Source organism: Arthrobacter sp. Leaf337, from assembly GCF_001423745.1.
Classification (GTDB): domain Bacteria; phylum Actinomycetota; class Actinomycetes; order Actinomycetales; family Micrococcaceae; genus Arthrobacter.
This window is the reverse complement of the sequence record NZ_LMPC01000028.1, coordinates 183,089-201,237: the sequence shown is the minus strand read 5'-3', so window position 1 is coordinate 201,237 and position 18,149 is coordinate 183,089. Positions and strand designations below refer to the sequence as shown.

The 18,149-nt window shown below is 61.4% G+C and carries 15 protein-coding genes; 13 read left to right on the top strand and 2 right to left on the bottom strand.

Annotated elements, in window-relative coordinates; all coding sequences use genetic code 11:
• Position 1 precedes the first annotated feature (1 nt).
• Both ASF98_RS19685 and ASF98_RS19680 read right to left on the bottom strand, forming a co-directional pair.
• Positions 2 to 970, bottom strand: coding sequence for an IS481 family transposase (locus ASF98_RS19685; protein WP_055805595.1), 969 nt, complete (start codon positions 968 to 970; stop codon positions 2 to 4).
• A 1,066-nt stretch (positions 971 to 2,036) separates the two neighbouring features.
• Positions 2,037 to 3,083: a LacI family DNA-binding transcriptional regulator gene (locus tag ASF98_RS19680; RefSeq protein ID WP_235506093.1), complete on the bottom strand. Its 1,047-nt coding sequence runs from the start codon at positions 3,081 to 3,083 to the stop codon at positions 2,037 to 2,039.
• Positions 3,084 to 3,341: 258 nt separating this feature from the next.
• On the opposite strand from ASF98_RS19680, the gene ASF98_RS19675 reads away from it, so the two are divergent.
• From ASF98_RS19675 to ASF98_RS19615, 13 genes are all read left to right on the top strand, one after another.
• A complete protein-coding gene (locus tag ASF98_RS19675; protein WP_055805589.1) occupies positions 3,342 to 4,571 on the top strand; it encodes a sugar ABC transporter substrate-binding protein in 1,230 nt (409 codons plus the stop codon).
• A gap of 156 nt (positions 4,572 to 4,727) precedes the next feature.
• The gene (locus tag ASF98_RS19670) at positions 4,728 to 5,591 is read left to right on the top strand and encodes a carbohydrate ABC transporter permease (RefSeq protein WP_235506089.1); all 864 of its coding nucleotides are present in this window, start codon (positions 4,728 to 4,730) and stop codon (positions 5,589 to 5,591) included.
• A 12-nt stretch (positions 5,592 to 5,603) separates the two neighbouring features.
• Positions 5,604 to 6,473 (top strand): carbohydrate ABC transporter permease, encoded by an 870-nt coding sequence (locus ASF98_RS19665; protein WP_055805586.1) that lies wholly within the window; start codon positions 5,604 to 5,606, stop codon positions 6,471 to 6,473.
• Between the two features lie 71 nt (positions 6,474 to 6,544).
• On the top strand, positions 6,545 to 7,330 hold the full coding sequence (locus tag ASF98_RS19660) for a ThuA domain-containing protein (protein WP_055805584.1): 786 nt from the start codon (positions 6,545 to 6,547) through the stop codon (positions 7,328 to 7,330).
• On the top strand, positions 7,327 to 8,490 hold the full coding sequence (locus ASF98_RS19655; RefSeq protein ID WP_055805582.1) for a Gfo/Idh/MocA family protein: 1,164 nt from the start codon (positions 7,327 to 7,329) through the stop codon (positions 8,488 to 8,490). Before ASF98_RS19660 ends, ASF98_RS19655 begins: the two co-directional genes overlap by 4 nt.
• 99 nt (positions 8,491 to 8,589) lie before the next feature.
• Positions 8,590 to 9,807 carry a Gfo/Idh/MocA family protein gene (locus ASF98_RS19650; RefSeq protein ID WP_055805659.1) on the top strand — a complete coding sequence of 406 codons (1,218 nt, stop codon included), beginning with the start codon at positions 8,590 to 8,592 and terminating at the stop codon, positions 9,805 to 9,807.
• A gap of 266 nt (positions 9,808 to 10,073) precedes the next feature.
• Entirely contained in the window at positions 10,074 to 10,523 is a 450-nt protein-coding gene (locus tag ASF98_RS19645; RefSeq protein ID WP_055805578.1) for a hypothetical protein, read from the top strand.
• Between the two features lie 34 nt (positions 10,524 to 10,557).
• Complete coding sequence (locus tag ASF98_RS19640) at positions 10,558 to 10,860, top strand: putative quinol monooxygenase (RefSeq protein WP_055805575.1); 303 nt, start codon at positions 10,558 to 10,560, stop codon at positions 10,858 to 10,860.
• 805 nt (positions 10,861 to 11,665) lie between these two features.
• A complete protein-coding gene (gene hisD, locus ASF98_RS19635; RefSeq protein ID WP_082506965.1) occupies positions 11,666 to 13,012 on the top strand; it encodes a histidinol dehydrogenase in 1,347 nt (448 codons plus the stop codon).
• Between the two features lie 40 nt (positions 13,013 to 13,052).
• Complete coding sequence (locus ASF98_RS19630) at positions 13,053 to 14,396, top strand: MFS transporter (protein ID WP_055805572.1); 1,344 nt, start codon at positions 13,053 to 13,055, stop codon at positions 14,394 to 14,396.
• A gap of 194 nt (positions 14,397 to 14,590) precedes the next feature.
• Positions 14,591 to 15,619, top strand: a complete 1,029-nt coding sequence (locus ASF98_RS19625) for a LacI family DNA-binding transcriptional regulator (RefSeq protein WP_055805569.1) — start codon at positions 14,591 to 14,593, stop codon at positions 15,617 to 15,619.
• A 221-nt stretch (positions 15,620 to 15,840) separates the two neighbouring features.
• Positions 15,841 to 16,962 (top strand): alcohol dehydrogenase catalytic domain-containing protein, encoded by a 1,122-nt coding sequence (locus tag ASF98_RS19620; RefSeq protein ID WP_055805566.1) that lies wholly within the window; start codon positions 15,841 to 15,843, stop codon positions 16,960 to 16,962.
• A gap of 366 nt (positions 16,963 to 17,328) precedes the next feature.
• Positions 17,329 to 18,075, top strand: coding sequence for an SDR family NAD(P)-dependent oxidoreductase (locus tag ASF98_RS19615; protein WP_055805563.1), 747 nt, complete (start codon positions 17,329 to 17,331; stop codon positions 18,073 to 18,075).
• Positions 18,076 to 18,149: the final 74 nt, after the last annotated feature.

The following is an 18,149-nucleotide window of genomic DNA, read 5'->3' as shown; positions in this document are numbered from 1 at the left end:
GCTAGCTGTATTGACCTGAGAGGTTGGTGACGCGGCTGGCCGGTGGCTGACCTTTGAGTGAGGTGTGGCCTCGATGATGATTGTAGTGATGGAGCCAGTCGGCGAAAGCGGCAACACGCTCGGCCTCTGAGCGGTACGGACGGGCGTAGGCCCATTCGTCGAGCATGGTGCGGTTGTAGCGCTCGACTTTGCCGTTGGTCTGGGGCCTGTAGGGGCGGGTGCGTTTGTGCTTGATGTCCGGTCCCAGCGCGTCTTTGAACGCGTAGGAGCGGTAGCAGGAGCCGTTATCGGTCAGGACCCGTTTCACAGTGATGCCGTGGGACTCGAAGTAGGCGTTGGCACGTGCCCAGAATCCGGCGGCGGTGTCCTTTTTCTCATCGGTCAGGATCTCGGTGTAGGCGAGCCGGGAATGGTCATCGACGGCGTTGTGCAGGAAAGCGTAGCCCGGTCGCCGGTTCGCCGCGGTGCCGGTCTTGTTCCGGTTGCCGGCGGTCCTGCCGACGCTGCGGTGTCCGCCTCCGTCAGGGATCCGTCCGAGTTTCTTGATGTCGACGTGGACCAGGTCCCCGGGGCTGTGGTGCTCGTACCGGCGGATCACCCGGCCCGTGGCCCGGTCCAGCCAGGACAGCCTCGCCATCCCAAATCTGGACAGCACCCGGTGCACGGTAGAGGGGTGGATGCCCAGCAGGTAGCCGATCCGTGCCGGTCCCCACCGGCGGTTGACCCTGATCGCGATGATCCGCCGCTCCCGTCGCACGGAGGTCCGCCGCGGGGAGCTGACCGGCCGGCTGGAACGATCACCCATCCCGTGTTCCCCCTGCTCCCGGTAACGGGCCGCCCACCGTGCCGCGGTCGTCACCGATACTTGGAAACGCTCAGCCGCCCGGCGCAGGGACCACCCGTCCTCGACCACGCACCGGGCCAGCCGGAGCCGTCCCTTCGGCGTCAGAAGCGCGTTACCATGGGACATTGAAGACCTCCTTGTGGTTCGGACTCTAGACAAGCCCCACTCCACTCGGAGGTCTTCTTTTTGTCACCTAACCACGCCGCATGTTCCTAACGTCCGTGGTCAATACAGGGCCCAGCCGGAGCCGTCCCTTCGGCGTCAGAAGCGCGTTACCATGGGACATTGAAGACCTCCTTGTGGTTCGGACTCTAGACAAGCCCCACTCCACTCGGAGGTCTTCTTTTTGTCACCTAACCACGCCGCATGTTCCTAACGTCCGTGGTCAATACACCTAGTCATTGCACGTGGAGTAATCGAAGACCTGGCTTCAGATCAAAGCATCATCCGGCTCAAGCTCTCCTATGGGAGAGGTGAACGAACATACCGCCGGGAGGACGGCTGGCAGGTTCGCACTATCCACCGGAATCGCCGAACCCGGCCGTGCTGGACCTGATAAGTTGAGGCACACCTCAACCTGACGCCGGGCCGCCTGGCCAGGGAGGATTCGCCTGTCGGCTGCTCTGGTCTTGTTCTCAGACACTTGCCGACCTGCAATAGGTGACATCGCCAGCCCCTGCCGCAGGCGACTTCCGTCAAGTCCCGATTCTGCGGACTATTTCAACGATTCTCGGGCTACCGCACCCGAATTTCCTGCCTCTCCGACTGTCAGGGTGGCATCTGAGAACATCATGATCCACTGTCGATAAAACGGAATTTCGGCGCTATCCTGCCACCAACGAAGATCGTCGCGTCGAATTTCGCGTGCCAGATGAGGACGGCAGACCGCTGCCCGCAAGTTGGCCCCCGATGCCCCCACCCCGTCCAACGCGGCTCTACGGGAGGCTTACCCCGAGGTACCTTGATGGAGCGGCGCGTAGCGGAGCGTCATTCACGGAGGGCCGGTCGAGCTCGAGGCGGTAGGTCCGCTCCGTTGTGCCGCGGACGGGTCGTTCATGCACGACCTCCAGCGCCCCTGCTTTGGCCAACGTCCCGATATACCGGTAAGAGCCGCCAATCCCCGCAGGCAAGCGCCAACCGAATCTTCATCGGTCCCTTCATGGCCTACAGGGACAGTGCGTACGATTGGCTTTCACAGCTTCGGGAGAACCCGGGAGAGGCTCCGGGGTTCCAGTACCCTGACTGGCCCGGTGGACTGTCCCTCCTCAAAACTGCAACTGATTAGGGCCTGCCGCATCGGCTCGCCCCGCTCTTCGAGTTGGTCTATGAGGGTCTCGACGCCCATCCGGCCTAGGGCGGTGCTGGGCAGGGTCATGACGGTCAGCCGCGGGTCAGTGGCGGCGGCAATGGCCGGGGAGGATCCGATCAGAAGGACCGACATATCCGCGGGAACGCAGAGCCCTGCCTTGTTCAGCCCGTTGGTGAAGCCGAACGAGGCGTTGTCATTCATCAGGATCACCGCCGTGGTGTCGGGGGCCGTGGCGAGGAGCTCTTCTGCGGCCGCCTGCCCTGAAATCGGCGAATTTGCACAGGAGATGTGGGCAGTTACGAGTCCCCTTCGCTCCATCTCCGCGACGAAAGTGGACCTGGTCCGGACGAGAGGGCCGTAGTCACTCAGGCCCTGTTCGGCGACGTCGCTGTCCACGAAACAAATCCGCCGGTGGCCCAGTCCGTCCAAGTAGGACACAGCCTCAATCATCGAGCGCTCGAAATCCACGTCCACGTACGGTAGGCCTTCCGGATGCCTGGTCCGCCCGATCAGCGCGAACGGCATCGTGGACCGCTGCAACGGCTCCACCCGGGGATCGTCCAACTGCACTTCCATCAGCAGCACACCGTCAATGAAGCCGCTTGCGATGAGCTCCTCGACCTGCCCGGCCTCGTTGCTGATAGGCCAAAGAACCAGGTTGTACCCCAGGTCCTTTGCTGTCTGTGCTGCGCTGGTGAAGAACTTCACGGCAGTCTCGGTCAAGCGGCGCTGCAGCGCGGGGTAGAGCAGCGCGATGATCCGGGTGCGCTTGCTCGCTAGGGCGCGGCCGAGGGCGTTGCGGCGATAATCGAGCTGGCGCATCGCCTCCTCTACCCTGGCCCGGGTGGCGGGAGCAACGGGCTTTGTATCGTTGATGACGAAGGACACGGTGGCAATCGAGACGTCCGCCAGTTTTGCAACGTCCCTCATCGTGGGCACGGCACACCTCCCTCACTTGCAATCTCTGATCAACGCTGATCTCAGTTAACCGGTTAAATTAGTTCTTGACAACCCTTCTCACCGACGGGCAGAGTTGTTTTCGATATCCCAAGCACTTCAGCCGAGCATCGACGGCGGGTCTCGGTTAACCGCTTAACAGGATCGTTAGATCCACAAACTTGGCCTCATCGATGTTTAGTCGCAGGCACAATCTCAGTCGCAATCACATAAGCAAGGGAGCTTTTGAGCATGAACACCAGAAAGAAAATCACCGCGGTCTTGGCGATGGCGGCGGTTGTGCCACTGACATTCACGGCCTGTGGCAGCGGCGGAGGCGGCGGGGCGACCTCCGGCGAGGACGTTAAGACATTGACCGTGTTGGACAGTTACAACAACGAACCCGACAAGAGCATTCTGCAGGCGGCAATCGACAAATGCGCTGCGCAGGTCGGCGTGACGATTGAAAGAACCACGGTTCCCGGCAAGGACCGGATGCAGACGGTACTGCAGCGGTCATCCTCCCGGACCCTGCCTGACGTCTTGATGCTTGATAACCCGGAGGTGAAGGACGTGGCCGCTACAGGGGCACTCGCTCCCCTGGGTGGATACGGCGTAGACACCGCACCGTTCGCCGGGAACAGCCTTGATGCCGTGACCCATGAGGGCGAGATTTACGGACTGCCGCTGCCAGCGGATACTCTTGGCCTCTTTTATAACGCAGACCTGCTTGCAGCCGCCGGCGTTGAGCCGCCCAAGACCTGGGATGAGCTGAAGGCCGCAGCAGCCAAGCTCACCGTTGGTGATCAATACGGCCTGGCCTTCTCTGCAGCAGCCACCTATGAAGGGGCGTGGCAGTTCCTGCCCTTCATGTGGACCAACGGCGGTGATGAGACCAAGCTGGACACTCCGGAAGTCAAGGAAGCCCTGCAGCTCTACGTCGACCTGGTAAATAGTGGATCAGCCTCACGAAGCGTCGTGAACTGGACCCAGGCGGATGTAAAGGATCAGTTCCTTGCGGGCAAGGCCGCGATGATGATCAACGGGCCGTGGCAGATCCCCGCACTTGCCCAGGCGCCGCAGGTGAAGTGGGACACCGTGCAGATTCCGGTAAACAAGCCCGGGCAAACACCCACTGCACCTCTTGGCGGCATGGTTTGGACCGTCCCGATGACGGGGGACGAAGCGAAGCAGAAGAAGGCCGCTGAGTTCGTTGAGTGCACCGGAAGCGAAGACAGCCAGATGGCGCTGGGCAAGGCCCGACACACTGTTCCCGTTCGGGCGGATCTTCACGAAGCGTATGTGAAGGAGTTGCCGACGATGGAGGCTTTCACAGAACAAGTAGAGAATGCCAAGGCGCGGACAGGGAAACTTGGCGCTGAATGGCCCAAGGCCGGTACCACGATCTACACCGCCGTCCAGCTGGCCCTCACCGGCCAGGCCTCGGTCGAGGACGCTTTCTCGCGTGCATCAGCGGGCTGATACTGAGTTCTGAAATCCAGGCAGGGTGTTTCGACGACGGAGCCGGAAGGGCCAACAATAATGCCAACAATTCAGCGGTCCGCGCTGCAACCCATCGCGGTGCCCCAGACACGTAACACCCTGTCTGCACGCAAGAGGTTTTCGCAGGAAAACCTGATGAAGATCCTCTTTGTCGTGCCGGCAGGTCTCTACATCGCATTGTTCTTCGGGTATCCCGTGGTGAAAAACATCACCATGAGCCTGCAGGAGTACACCACAAGAACCTTTTTCACCGGAGAAGCGCCTTGGGTGGGCTTCGAGAACTATGTGACAGTTTTTTCCAGCAACCTGTTCTCACCGGCGTTGCTTAACACCGCACTCTTCACCATCGGATCCATCGCCGGGCAATTTGCCATCGGACTGGCGCTTGCTTCATTCTTCAAACGGCGCTTCCCGCTAAGCAACTTCCTGCGCTCAATGCTCCTGTTGCCGTGGCTGCTCCCCCTGATCGTGGGCAGCGCCACCTGGCGGTCAATTTTGGATCAGGACAGCGGCATCCTTAACCGGTTCCTCGAAGCCATAGGGGTAATCCAGGATCCTGTCCCGTGGCTGACGAGCCCCGCAGTCGCGTTGACGGCGGTGGTACTGGTGAACATCTGGGTAGGCATACCGTTCAATGTCACCATCCTGTACGGCGGTCTGCAGGATATCCCGGACGAGCTGTACGAGGCCGCGGCACTGGACGGAGCGACTGGGTGGAAAGCCTTCCGGCACATCACCTGGCCGAACCTGCAGCCCGTCGTCAGTGTCGTTCTCGTCCTCGGCGTCGTTTACACGATCAAGGTTCTGGACATCATCCTGGGCCTGACGAACGGCGGTCCGGCGAACGCCACCCAGACACTGGCCGTGCGTTCATACCAGGAGTCGTTCATCGACTTCGAGTTCGGTGTGGGAGCGGCATACAGCAACGTCCTCATTCTGATCTCCCTCCTGTTCGCAATCATCTATCTCCGCGCCAACCGGCGCGCAGTCGACGAATAAGGGGCACATGCCATGACAACAGCGGCAGCAATCAAACTCCGCCCAGAGTCACACAAAAAGGCCACCGGCTCGAGGCAACCTGTTCATCCAGGACTTTTCACGGCACTTGGCGTTGTGTTCCTGGCCATCATGCTCTTCCCGATCTACTGGATGGTGAACGCTTCACTCCAACCATCAGGAAACACCCTGACAGCGGGACTCTTCCCCACGAATCCCCATTTCGGCGGCTACGAAACAGCGATTTCACAGCAGGGCAGGAACCTGGTCACCAGCCTGATCGTCTCCGTCGGAACGGTCCTGTTCAGCCTGGCGATCGCGGCGCCGGCGGCTTACGCCCTGGCCCAGTTCCGGTTTCGTTGGATTAACGTGGCGCTCCTCGTCATTCTCGTCTCGCAGATGATCCCGGGAATCGTGATCGCCAACGCTCTATACGCCGCCTACAACGACCTGGGACTGCTGAACTCGATCCCCGGGCTGATCCTGGCCGATGCCACGCATGCGATTCCGTTCGCGATTCTCATCCTGCGCGCATTCATGATCGGTATTCCGCCGTCAATTGTTGAGGCGGCGAGGGTTGACGGCGCCGGGTTGGTAAGAGCGTTCTTCTCGATAGTGGTGCCGATCAGCCGTAACTCGCTGATCACGGCAGGGTTGTTCTCCTTCCTGTTCTCCTGGAGCGATTTTCTCTTTGCCCTTACCCTCACCACCACCCAGGACGTGCGTCCTGTGACGCTTGGCATTTACCAGTACTTGGGATCTGAGGTCTCCAACTGGAGCGCGGTGATGGCCACCGCTGTGCTTTCGTCATTGCCGGCGATTGTCTTGCTTTTGATTGCACAGAAATACATAGCCGCCGGGGCCACCGGCGGAGCCGTCAAGTAACCAAACACTCGCGTCGGGACCCACCGAGTCCGAGATTATTCCACCACCACGTACACAAAGTTAGGAAAACAATGTCTGAAACAAGCACCGCCGGGCACCTTAGGGTCGTCGTCTGGGGGGAGAACCGCCACGAGCAGGTACAGCCGAAGGTGGCGGAGATTTACCCCGAGGGCATGCACAACACCATCCGGCAGGGCATCGAGGAGAACCTGGGCCAGCAGGCCAAGGTAACCACCGTGACACTCGATGATCCCGAGCACGGACTGACCGAAGAGGTTTTGGCAAACACCGACGTGCTGGTGTGGTGGGGGCACGCCGCCCATGCAGAGGTCTCCGATCACGTCGTTGAGCGGGTGCACACGCACGTTCTGGCTGGCATGGGCCTGGTTGTCCTGCACTCCGGGCACTGGTCAAAAATATTCGGAAAGCTCATGGGCACCAGCTGCACCCTCCGCTGGCGCTCCGAGCAGGACCGCGAAATCGTCTGGACAGTAGATCCCACCCACCCCATCGCCAAGGGCATCCCGCACCCGTTCATCATTCCCGAGCAGGAAATGTACGGGGAATTCTTTGACATCCCCGCGCCAGATGAACTGATCTTCCTCAGCACCTTCTCCGGCGGGGAAGTCTTCCGCAGCGGCTGCACGTTCAAGCGTGGCTACGGCAAGATCTTCTTCTTCAGCCCCGGGGACCAGGACTACCCGGTTTACCACCACAAGGATGTACGTCGGGTGATCGCCAACGGCGTTGAATGGGCCAAGACCGAACGTCCCGAGCGGACAAGCCCTGTGCTCTTGCGCTACGAAACAGAAGACTTCTACAACGGCCACGGCTACAAGGGAGCAATGCACAATTGAGCACCTTCGCCACCCTGCCAGATACGAAGTCGCCCGTCAGAGTCGTCCTCCTCGGGGCAGGACTGATGGGAAAAAAATGGCTGTCGGTGTTGATGGCATCGCCCGACGTTGAGCTCGTAGGACTGGTTGACCTCAACCTCGCCGCAGCAGAAGCAGCACTTCGGGACGCGGGCATCGAGAACGTGCTCTGCGGGACAAACCTGACTGAGGTCAGTAACGCCACTGCCGCGCAGGCGGTCATCAACGTGACCGTGCCCGTGGCACACCATCCAACGAACGTGGAGGCACTCTTCGCAGGGCTGCCCGTACTGTGCGAAAAACCGGCAGCGCCAACAGTCAGTCAGGCGCTTTCCCTGGCTGCCGCCGCCGAAATGAGCGGGCAGTTGCTGATGATCAGCCAGTCCCGGCGCTACTACCGGAACCTGGCCGAGCTGAAAGACAACCTGGTCTCGCTGGGGGATGTCGGAACCGTGACGACCGAGTTCTTCAAGGCTCCTCACTTCGGGGGCTTCCGTGAGGAAATGGAGCACGTCCTGCTCGTCGACATGGCCATCCACGCCTTCGACGTGGCCCGCTATCTGCTGGACCAGGAGCCCGTGTCCGTTTACTGCGAGGAATACAACCCCAGCTGGAGCTGGTACGCCGGGGACGCAGCGACCACTGCCATCTTCGAATTCACTGGCGGTGCCCGGTACATCTATTCCGGCAGCTGGTGCAGCCCCGGTCTGGAAACTTCCTGGAACGGCAGCTGGCGCATCAGCGGGGCACACGGCACAGCACGCTGGGACGGGGAGAACCAGGCCGACTTCGAAATTGCGGGTGAAGGCACGGGCGAGGTGTCCCTGCCACAGCGGGTTGACCACGACGGGGCGGAGGAAATTGAAGGGTCCCTGGCTGAGTTCGTGAGTGCTCTGCGGACGGGAACCGTTCCCTCCGGCGAGATCCACGCCAATGTGCTCAGTCTGGCAATGGTAGAGGCAGCTGTTCTGTCGGCCCAGCAGAGGGAGCGGGTAAGTATGGAGCATGTTCTAAGTGCCGCCTATACCGCTGCCGTGAACGATGAGTCCCTGCCTGCAGTCAGGGACGCGCTGCTCGCCTGGCCGTCAGTGCAGGAGGTGTTCATGGCCGGCTCAAGGGTAGGGGCAGCACCCTCCGCCTAACTCCCTGGTATCTGAGTCTGAATCTTACCTTCGATCTTCAAGTATTCCGCGGACCCGGCGAGAAGCCTGACCCGCGAGAAAGTGGACATAGATATGTCGCTGGACACTAACCGGCCCCTGCGAGTGGGAATGGTGGGCTATTCCTTCATGGGTGCCGCGCATTCGCACGCATGGCGCACCGCCCCCAAGTTTTTCGATCTGCCCCTGCAACCGGAACTTGCAGTACTCGCCGGACGAAATGAGCCTGCGGTGAAGCGGGCAGCACAGAAAATGGGCTGGGCCGAAACGGAAACCGACTGGCGGACGCTCATCGGACGTGATGACGTCGACCTCATCGACATCTGCACACCAGGCAACACCCACGCGGAGATCGCGATGGCAGCATTGAAGGCAGGAAAGCACGTCCTCTGTGAAAAGCCCCTTGCCAACTCGGTCGAGGAGGCCGAGCAGATGGCAACAGTGGCGGAAGAGGCGGCAAGATCAGGCATTTTCGCGATGTGTGGTTTCAGCTACCGCAGGACCCCTGCGCTGGCTCTCGCACGCCGGCTGGTCCAACAGGGGAAACTCGGCACTATCCGACACATTCGGGCACAGTACCTGCAGGACTGGCTTTCCGACGAAAACGCCCCCCTGACCTGGCGGCTCGACAAGGAGAAATCGGGTTCCGGCTCGCTGGGGGATCTCGGCGCTCACATCGTTGACGCGGCCCAGTTTGTCACCGGGCAGAAGATCACGGGCCTGTCCGCCGTTCTGGAAACCTTCGTCAAGGAACGGCCCGCCGGAGGCGACCTCGTAGGCCTCGGCGGACAAGGCGACTCTGCCCCGGATGCGGCACGGGGCCCGGTAACCGTTGATGACGCCGCTCTGTTCACTGCCAGGTTCGACGGCGGATCTGTCGGTGTGTTCGAGGCCACACGTTTCGCCTTGGGACGCAAGAACGCGATGCGACTTGAGGTCAACGGTTCGGACGGCTCAGTGTGCTTCGACTTCGAGGACATGAATGTGCTCCAGTTTTTCGATGGGACCGAAAACACCGAAAGCGCCGGATTCCGCAGAATAATCGTCACCGAACCAGAGCATCCCTATGTGGGAAACTGGTGGCCTGCAGGCCATGGGCTGGGATATGAGCACAGCTTTACCCACCAAGTGGTGGATTTGGTCCGAGCGATAGCCGCTGCACAGCAGCCGGAGCCCTCATTTTCAGACGCGCTGCAAGTTCAGCGCGTCCTGAATGCGGCAGAACTGAGCAGCAGCGCCGGCTCCAACTGGCAGCCGGTGGAGACGCAACCATCGTCGATCCGGTCTGTGGTGGGGTAGCCAAGGCCTCGGAGGGGCCGGCCTACCTGGTCCCACTTCGCGCCGATGCTGCCCTTACGGGTCGACAGCGGGCCCAGCCTTACTGTCGCAGCCGTCGCTTTCGCTGCTCTTATGAGTGTCGCTGTCCTGGTGATCGTCATCATCACCACCACGGCGTGCCAAGCAAAGCGGTAGCGGCTCCGGACGTTTACTCGGATATTTGCATAACAACAGGTAAGGCACACCAGGGTGGAAACGCTGACCTCTTTCCCTGGGCAGCTTTCCACATGGCCGAATCCGAATACAGGTTCTGGACCTCGCCGACCGCGGCTCACACCCAGTTTTCCTACTACGCTGAAGAGAAGGAAATAGGATATCTACGACAAGGTCACCGCGCAGGAAAGCTCAATCTCTTCAGAGGACACTGCTCCCCCGCGCCCGGGCTCGACGTGTTAGAAGTCAGCGGACGCACCCCCGGGCAGGCCATGGTCCGACTCCAGACCACAGCCGAACTCGTCATGCTCGCTTCGGACGCAATGCACTCTTACGAAGAACTGGAACGGGACATGCCGTTCATCGCAATCAGCAATCTTCCTGCGATGTACTACCTGTTCGCGTACCTCAGAGAGCAGGCCAAGACAACCGGCCTCATCATCGTTCCCGGTCATGACCCAGACGTCATGCGCCGCTTCACCCCTTACGAGGGCGCGCTGTACGGCAATGCCGTGACCATTTAACGACCTCCCCATATCCAGCTCGGAAAAGGACCACATGTCAGCGACCAGATTTGAAGTCGTAGCAACTTATACAACGCTCATCGGACGGGAAGCGGATGTCCTTGAAAACTTGCGTGCCCTAGCCGAAGCCAGCCGCAAGGAACCTGGAAACCTCCGATACGAATACTTCCAAGGCGTTGAGGACCACTCGCGAATCGTCATTTTGGAGACCTACCGAACCTCCGAGGACTTCGATGCCCACCGACAGACCCCCCACTTCCAGCGCATTGGCGCCGAAACCATCATCCCCATCCTGGAAAGCCGAACCGTCTCCACCTTCGAGTCCCACGCCGACTAAAGCCAGATTCTCTGCCCACTGTACAAAACCCCACGGAACCCTCAGGAAATGTAGCCCCATTGTCGTCGCCCACCGTTGACTCGTCAATTCCTTGCTGGTATTCCAACCGGCCTGCTGATCAACGGTGACTGGCCTCCGGCAGCGTCCCGCAAGACGTTCGAGGTCGATGACCCATACGCCAGCTCAGCCGATTTCACCTCAACACGGACCGCACTAACCGGCAGGGGAGACCGTCCCATTTCCCGACTCGGTCTGACAACTGTTGGCTTCGACTTTGACAAAGTGCATTTTTTTGGGCCGAAAACACTCTTGCAACCCTGGAAGGTCGGAACCCGGACGATGACCTCCAGTTCCCAGGCTGGGTGTCCAGCGACAGACTGCGTCGCAGACTCGGTGACGGCCGAGCGGTATTTCATGGGCCGAGTCGCAACCACAGCCGATCACTCCTTCGCCGGGTTGCGGCACACCTCAACCTGACCGGCCATTTGTCTGACGGAAGCTGCATTTTCGCGTTTTGTTCAGGGCGTCATTGGTCAATCCAGCTGCCGCTCCGGGGTGGTCGTCCTTCACGCTCGATGTTCTTTGGGGGCTCGTCCGCGCCGCCGCATGGAGAACCCACCGCCGAAACCGATCACGACCCGACCCGATGCACCACCAACCCGCACAAGGTATACGTATACATTTTTCAGCGGAACATATTGTGGACCCGAATGTATACGTATACAGTTGACGATCAAGCAGGCCGTTGGTCTGGATCGGGGCGCTCAAAGGTCGCCCATCAATGACGATGGAGGGGAAAATCCTCATGACAGTTACAGCAGCAATCAGTTCGGCCGTGGACTCCGTGATGTTGAAGGAGCCAGCTCAGAACAGCGTCAACCGGGGCAGCACCCCTGAGGTGCGAGCCACCGTCGAAGGCGTCATTGCGGACATCCGTGAACGCGGGGACGCAGCCGTCCGCGAATATTCCGAGAAGTTCGACAAGTACGCGCCCGAGTCCTTCCTGCTCACCAAGGAGCAGTTGGAGGAGATCATGGCCCGCGTTCCGGGACAGACCATCGAGGACATCAAGTTTGTCCAGGAGCAGGTCCGGGTGATGGCGCAGAAGCAGCTCGAGTCACTGTCCGACTTCGAGATTGAAACCCTGCCGGGTGTCTTCCTGGGCCAGAAAAATGTTCCGATCCAAGCGGCCGGCGCCTACATCCCGGGCGGGAAGTACCCGCTGCTGGCCAGCGCGCACATGACCATCGTCACCGCCAAGGTCGCAGGTGTCGAACGCGTCGCCGCCTGCACACCCCTAATTCAGGGTGAGGTTCCTGATGCCACTGTCGCCGCCATGTACCTGGCCGGTGCCGACGAGATTTACCTGCTCGGCGGCATCCAGGCCGTAGCCGCCCTCGCCATCGGTACCGAGACCATCAAGCCGGTCAACATGCTGGCCGGGCCCGGCAACGCGTTCGTGGCCGAGGCCAAGCGCCAGCTCTTCGGTGAAGTCGGCATCGACCTCTTCGCCGGTCCCACCGAAGTCCTGATCGTGGCCGACGAGCACGCTGACCCGTTCATCGTCGCAGTGGACCTCCTGTCCCAGGCTGAGCACGGCCCCGATTCGCCCGCTGTCCTGATCACCACTAGCGAAGAACTCGGCCGGAAAGTTATCGAGCACATCGACACGATCCTGGTCGACATGCCCACCCGCGACTACGCCGGTGCCGCATGGCGGGACTGGGGTGCCGTCCACGTGGTTGAAACCCTCGACGACGCTTACGTCCTGGCCGACGAGTACGCCTACGAACACGTCCAGATCCTCACCGAGAACCCCCGCGAAGCGCTGGAAAAGATGCACGACTACGGCGCACTGTTCCTGGGCGAAGGAACCTGCGTCTCCTACGGAGACAAGGTCATCGGCACCAACCACGTCCTCCCCACCCGCGGCGCGGCCCGCTACACCGGCGGCCTCTGGGTCGGCAAGTACCTGCGCACCGTGACCTACCAGGAAGTGACCAACACCGAATCCAGCGCCTTCTTCGGCGAACTCTGCGGGCGCGCCTCCCGGGTGGAACGGTTCGAAGGACACGCCCGCTCGGGCGACGTCCGTGCCGCCAAGTACCGCGGTACCACCCTGCCTTGGTCCGATCACACCTTCGGGAACTGACAAGAACCCCTGATCGCTTTCCCAAGAATCGAGTTTTGCCATGTCAGACAAGAAGTCCATGACAACAGAACAGGTCCGCCGACGGACCCTGTTCTCCGGCACCATCGGCGCGATCGTTGAATGGTACGAGTACACCGTGTACGCCACCGCTGCCGCCCTGGTCTTCGGGCCCCTGTTCTTTCCCGCAATGGACCCGAGCATCTCCCAGATCGCGGCCTTGGCAACGTTCGGCGTCGGATTCGTCGCCCGCCCGCTCGGCGCGTTCGTCGCCGGTCACCTTGGTGACCGGATCGGACGAAAATCGACCCTGATCCTCACATTCGCGATCATGACCGCCTCCACAGCACTGATCGGCATGCTTCCCACCTATGAGGCTGTCGGAGTGCTGGCCCCTATCCTGCTGTGTGTGCTGCGACTGGCGCAGGGCTTCGCGGTGGGCGGGGAATGGGGCGGGGCCGCCATTATCGCCGTGGAAAACGCACCCAAAGGAAAACGTGGCTTTTACGGTTCATGGCCACAGATTGGCGTTTCGTGCGGTCTCCTCCTGGGCACCGCAGCCGTGGCACTTGCCGGCGCCCTGACAGGTGACGCCTTCACAACCTGGGGCTGGCGCATACCCTTCCTCCTGAGCATCGTGCTGGCCGCAGTTGGCCTCTACATCCGACTCAACGCAACCGAGAGCCCGGAATTCCTTGCCGAAAAGGAAAAAATGGCAAAGGAGGCCCAGCACCGCAAAGCCCCCATTGCCGAACTGCTCAAGCACCACCGCAAGCCGCTGCTGATCGCCATCTTCGCCCGCTTCGCCGAAGCCGGAAACTACTACCTCTTCACCGTCTTCGTCCTCTCCTACGTCACCACCACCCTGAAGGTCCCGCAGCACTACGGACTGACCGCAGTCATGATCGGTTCTGCCCTGAACATCATCATGATCCCGGTCTTCGGACGCCTCTCAGACCGCATCGGCCGCAAGCGGACCTTCCTGCTCGGCGGCACAGCAATAGTGCTGACCGCGTGGCCGATATTTGCCCTGGTCGGCACGGGCCAGCAACTGGCCATCATCCTCGGTGTCGCACTGTTCCTGGCCCTGGGTCACGCGCTGGTCTACGCACCACTCCCGGCGCTGTACTGCGAACTCTTCCCCACCGCCGTGCGGTACTCGGGAATCTCCATCGGCTACCAGATGGCATCCATCCTGCTCGCCGGATTCATGCCCGCGCTGGCCAGCGCGCTCGTCCTCTGGAGCGGCGGGACCTGGCCCGTCGTACTGATCATCATCGCCTCAACCATCATCGCCATGATCTCGGTCTCCTTCGCGAAGGAAACCAAAGACCTTGACCTGGCTGAAATCGGCAAGAGGCCGGCCCTCACCGGAACGAAAGCCTAACCGGAAGAGTGGCATTACTCGGCCGGAGCGGCGGAGCCCGAACCAGCGGGATCCGCCGCTCCGGCCTCCCCCACACTGCCCAGGGTCCGGGGTGCCAGTGGGTGGGTTGAGCTTGGCCTAGTCTGAAAACAACGCAGTACAGCAGCCCGGTGCACCCTGTACCGGAACAATCAGTCAACGGAAAGGAGGGCACGATGGTCACAAGCCGCGATGTAGCAGAACTCGCCGGTGTCTCCCAGGCGACCGTCTCCCGTGTGATGTCCTCCCCCGCGAAACTTTCACCGGCCACCAAAGCCCGCGTCCAGGCAGCCATGGAAACCCTGGGTTACGTGCCGCACGCCGGCGCCCAAGCCATGAAAACCCGCCGGACCAACACCATCGGCGTCGTTGTCGCGGACCTCACCAACCCCTTCTACCCCGAAGTGCTGGACGAACTAAGCCGCGAACTCGACGCCGCTGGCTTCCGTGTCGTCATCTGGAACGCCGGCGGCGGAAGCCACCACGACGCGCTCAAGGCCATCCGCGAACACGCCGTCGACGGAGTAATCTTCACGACCGCCACCGAAGACTCACTGGAACTGCAGGCAGCCATCGAAAAGAACAGCCCCATCGTCCTCATCAACCGCGTAGTGGAAGGCCTGGACTGCGACCAGGTCACCAGCAGCAACACCGCCGGGGGCACCGCCGTCGCCAACTACCTGCTGGCACACGGCAAGACACGTGTGGCCTTCATCGGCGGCGCGCAAAACGCCAGTACCTCCCGCGAACGCGGACGCGGATTCCTCGGAAGAATGGCAGAGCAGGGCCACGTCGTCCCAGAACACTTCCGCTTCGACGGCAAGTTTTCCCACGACATCAGCGCCCAGATCACGAACCGGCTGCTCGCCCGCGCCGACCGGCCCCAAGCCATCTTCTGCGCCAACGACCACATGGCCTTCGGCGCCTTAGACGCCCTTCGAGCCCACCACATCCAGCCCAAGGACTGCTGGGTCATCGGATACGACGACGTCGACATGGCAGCCTGGGACTCCTTCAGCCTCACCACGGTCCGACAACCAAGCCGCGAAATGGCCCGCGCCGGAGCAGAAATGATGATCAACCGAGTCCACACACCAAAACACGCGCCGCGGAAGGTGAACTTCCCCTGCGATCTCATCGTCCGTGGAAGCACCGAGCTGGCTGGCCTCACCGGCAGCAACGGATCAGGGTCCGCCCCAAACTAAGTTTGCAGCATACGTATTTGAAATGCGTTAGTTGTCAGTAACCGGCCATCAAGCTGCCGATGCCTGCCAGCACCCAGAGCCCTTTAGTGCATCCACCCCTCCCACATAGGAGCTATCCAAAAAGCCGTGTGGCATGCAGCGGGTAACCGCCCGCAACTTTCGTCGTCGGCCCGGCACCTATCGGATCGCCGATATCACAGCCGAATTCAGGAAAGGGAACCATGAAGATTACTGGCGCGGTCCTCGAGACCGCGGGCTCTCCCCGCCCGTATGCCCAGTCCCGGCCCCTCTTAGTTGCGGAGCTTGACCTCGCCGAACCGGGACCGAAGGAAGTCCTGATCCGGATGGAGGCTGCAGGCATCTGCCACTCGGACCTCTCTGTCGTCAACGGCGACCGCCCCCGTCCGCTACCCATGCTTCTCGGCCATGAGGCTGCCGGGACGGTCGTCACTGTTGGCACGGAGGTTGATGACCTGGAACCGGGCCAGCGGGTGGTCACGGTTTTCCTGCCGCGCTGCGAGGAGTGCGTCAACTGCCGGACCGAAGGCAAACTGCCATGCAGCGTGGGCACAGAATCAAACGGGGCCGGAACACTGCCCGGCGGACCCACCCGCCTCACACGCAGCGGCCAGCCAGTTCATCATCATCTAGGAGTTTCGGGCTTCGCAACGCATGCCGTACTCAACCGGCGTTCGGTTGTTCCTGTCGGTAGCGACGTGCCGCCGTCGGTCGCTGCGCTTCTTGGCTGCGCTGTGCTGACCGGTGGCGGGGCTGTCATCAACGCGGGCCACCCCGTCGAGGGACAGGACATCATGATCGTTGGGCTCGGAGGAGTCGGAATGGCAGCCCTGCTGACCGCCGTCGCGGTCTGCTCAGCGTGGGATGAACCCGCTCGGATCATCGGGATCGACGCGAACCCGGACAAACTGACCGTGGCGCGGGAACTGGGGGCCACAGAGACCTACTCTCCTGGCGCAGCCGAAGAACTGGGCATCCGTGCCCACCTCGTCATCGAGGCAGCGGGCCATCCGCGGGCTTTCGAAACCGCGGTACGCTCAACGGCGCCCGGTGGCACCACCGTAACTGTCGGACTGCCGGCTCCCGGAGCAATGTCAGCAATCGAACCGCTTGGAATTACGGCCGAGGCCCGGACCATCATCGGTTCCTACCTCGGCTCGGCAGTGCCCGCACGCGACATCCCGCTCTATGCCCAGATGTGGCGCGAAGGAAGGCTGCCGGTCGAGAAGCTGGCGTCGTCGGTCATCGCCCTGGAGGGGATCAACGAGGCGATGGATGAACTCGCCGACGGAAAGGCCATCCGCCAGATCGTGCTGTTCAAATGATTGTTATCGACACCGAAACTTACAGCCCCGCGGCTGGGAACGGGCGCTCGGTACCAACCGCTGATAGGCGCCACGTCGGGCTGCGGGAGAAAGCCCGGGGGCAGCGCTACCGAGCCATCCGCGCCGCAGCTGAACAGCTCATCAACCAGCGAGGCTACGCCGCCATCCGTCTGGCCAACTCCAGCGAAGGACGGTTTGGCCGCATACCTCCACAGCCGCGGCTTCTTCTTCCGGGAACTCAGCGGACGCGCCCCACGGGTGGAACGATTCGAAGGACACGCCCGCTCTGGCGATGTCGGGGCCGCGAAATAACGTGCCCCCGCCCTGCCCTGGTTAGACCAGACATCCGACGGCTGGATTTCACAAGTGCCTGACTTTCGCCTGGACGGTAAGAAAGCACTGGTTACCGGAGCAGCCCGCGGACTCGGCAAGGCTATCGCCGATGGCCTCGCCCAATCCGGCGCGACTGTCTATGGAACCAGCCGCGAGGCCCAAAGCGCACACCTGATCAGCGAACGCTACGGAACGCCTGCCTTAGCCATTGACCTCACTGAGCACGCCAAGATAGACCGGTTCGCTGACGACCTGATACAGGAGAGCGGCGGAATCGATTTGCTCGTGAACAACGCGGGCGTCAATATACCCAAACCCGCACTCGACCTGACGCCCGAAGACTGGGACACAGTCTTTGACACGAATCTAAAGGGCAGCTTCTTCCTAACCACATCGCTGGCCCGGCACTGGATAAAAAACGGAACCCAAGGGGCAATAGTCAACGTCGCATCGCAAGCAGGAATCGTCGCCATCGAGGAACGCGCCGCCTACGGCACCAGCAAAGCCGGCCTCATTCACCTCACCAAAATTCTGGCCCTGGAATGGGCCCCAACCGGAATCCGCGTCAACGCCGTAGCACCAACCTTCGTGCGCACAGAACTAACCGCTTCAACCCTCAACCGCCCCGACTGGGCAGCCGAACTCCTGTCCAGGATCCCCATCGGCCGCTTCGGTAAACCGGAAGACATAGCAGGGGCAGTGACATTTCTCCTGAGCGACGCCGCCGCACTAATAACCGGACACACTCTTACAATCGACGGCGGCTACACGATCCGCTGACCATGCTCACCATTGACCCTTCTCCGCCAAAGCACCATCGTGCTCTGACGATAGAACGGCGGAAGGAATGACAA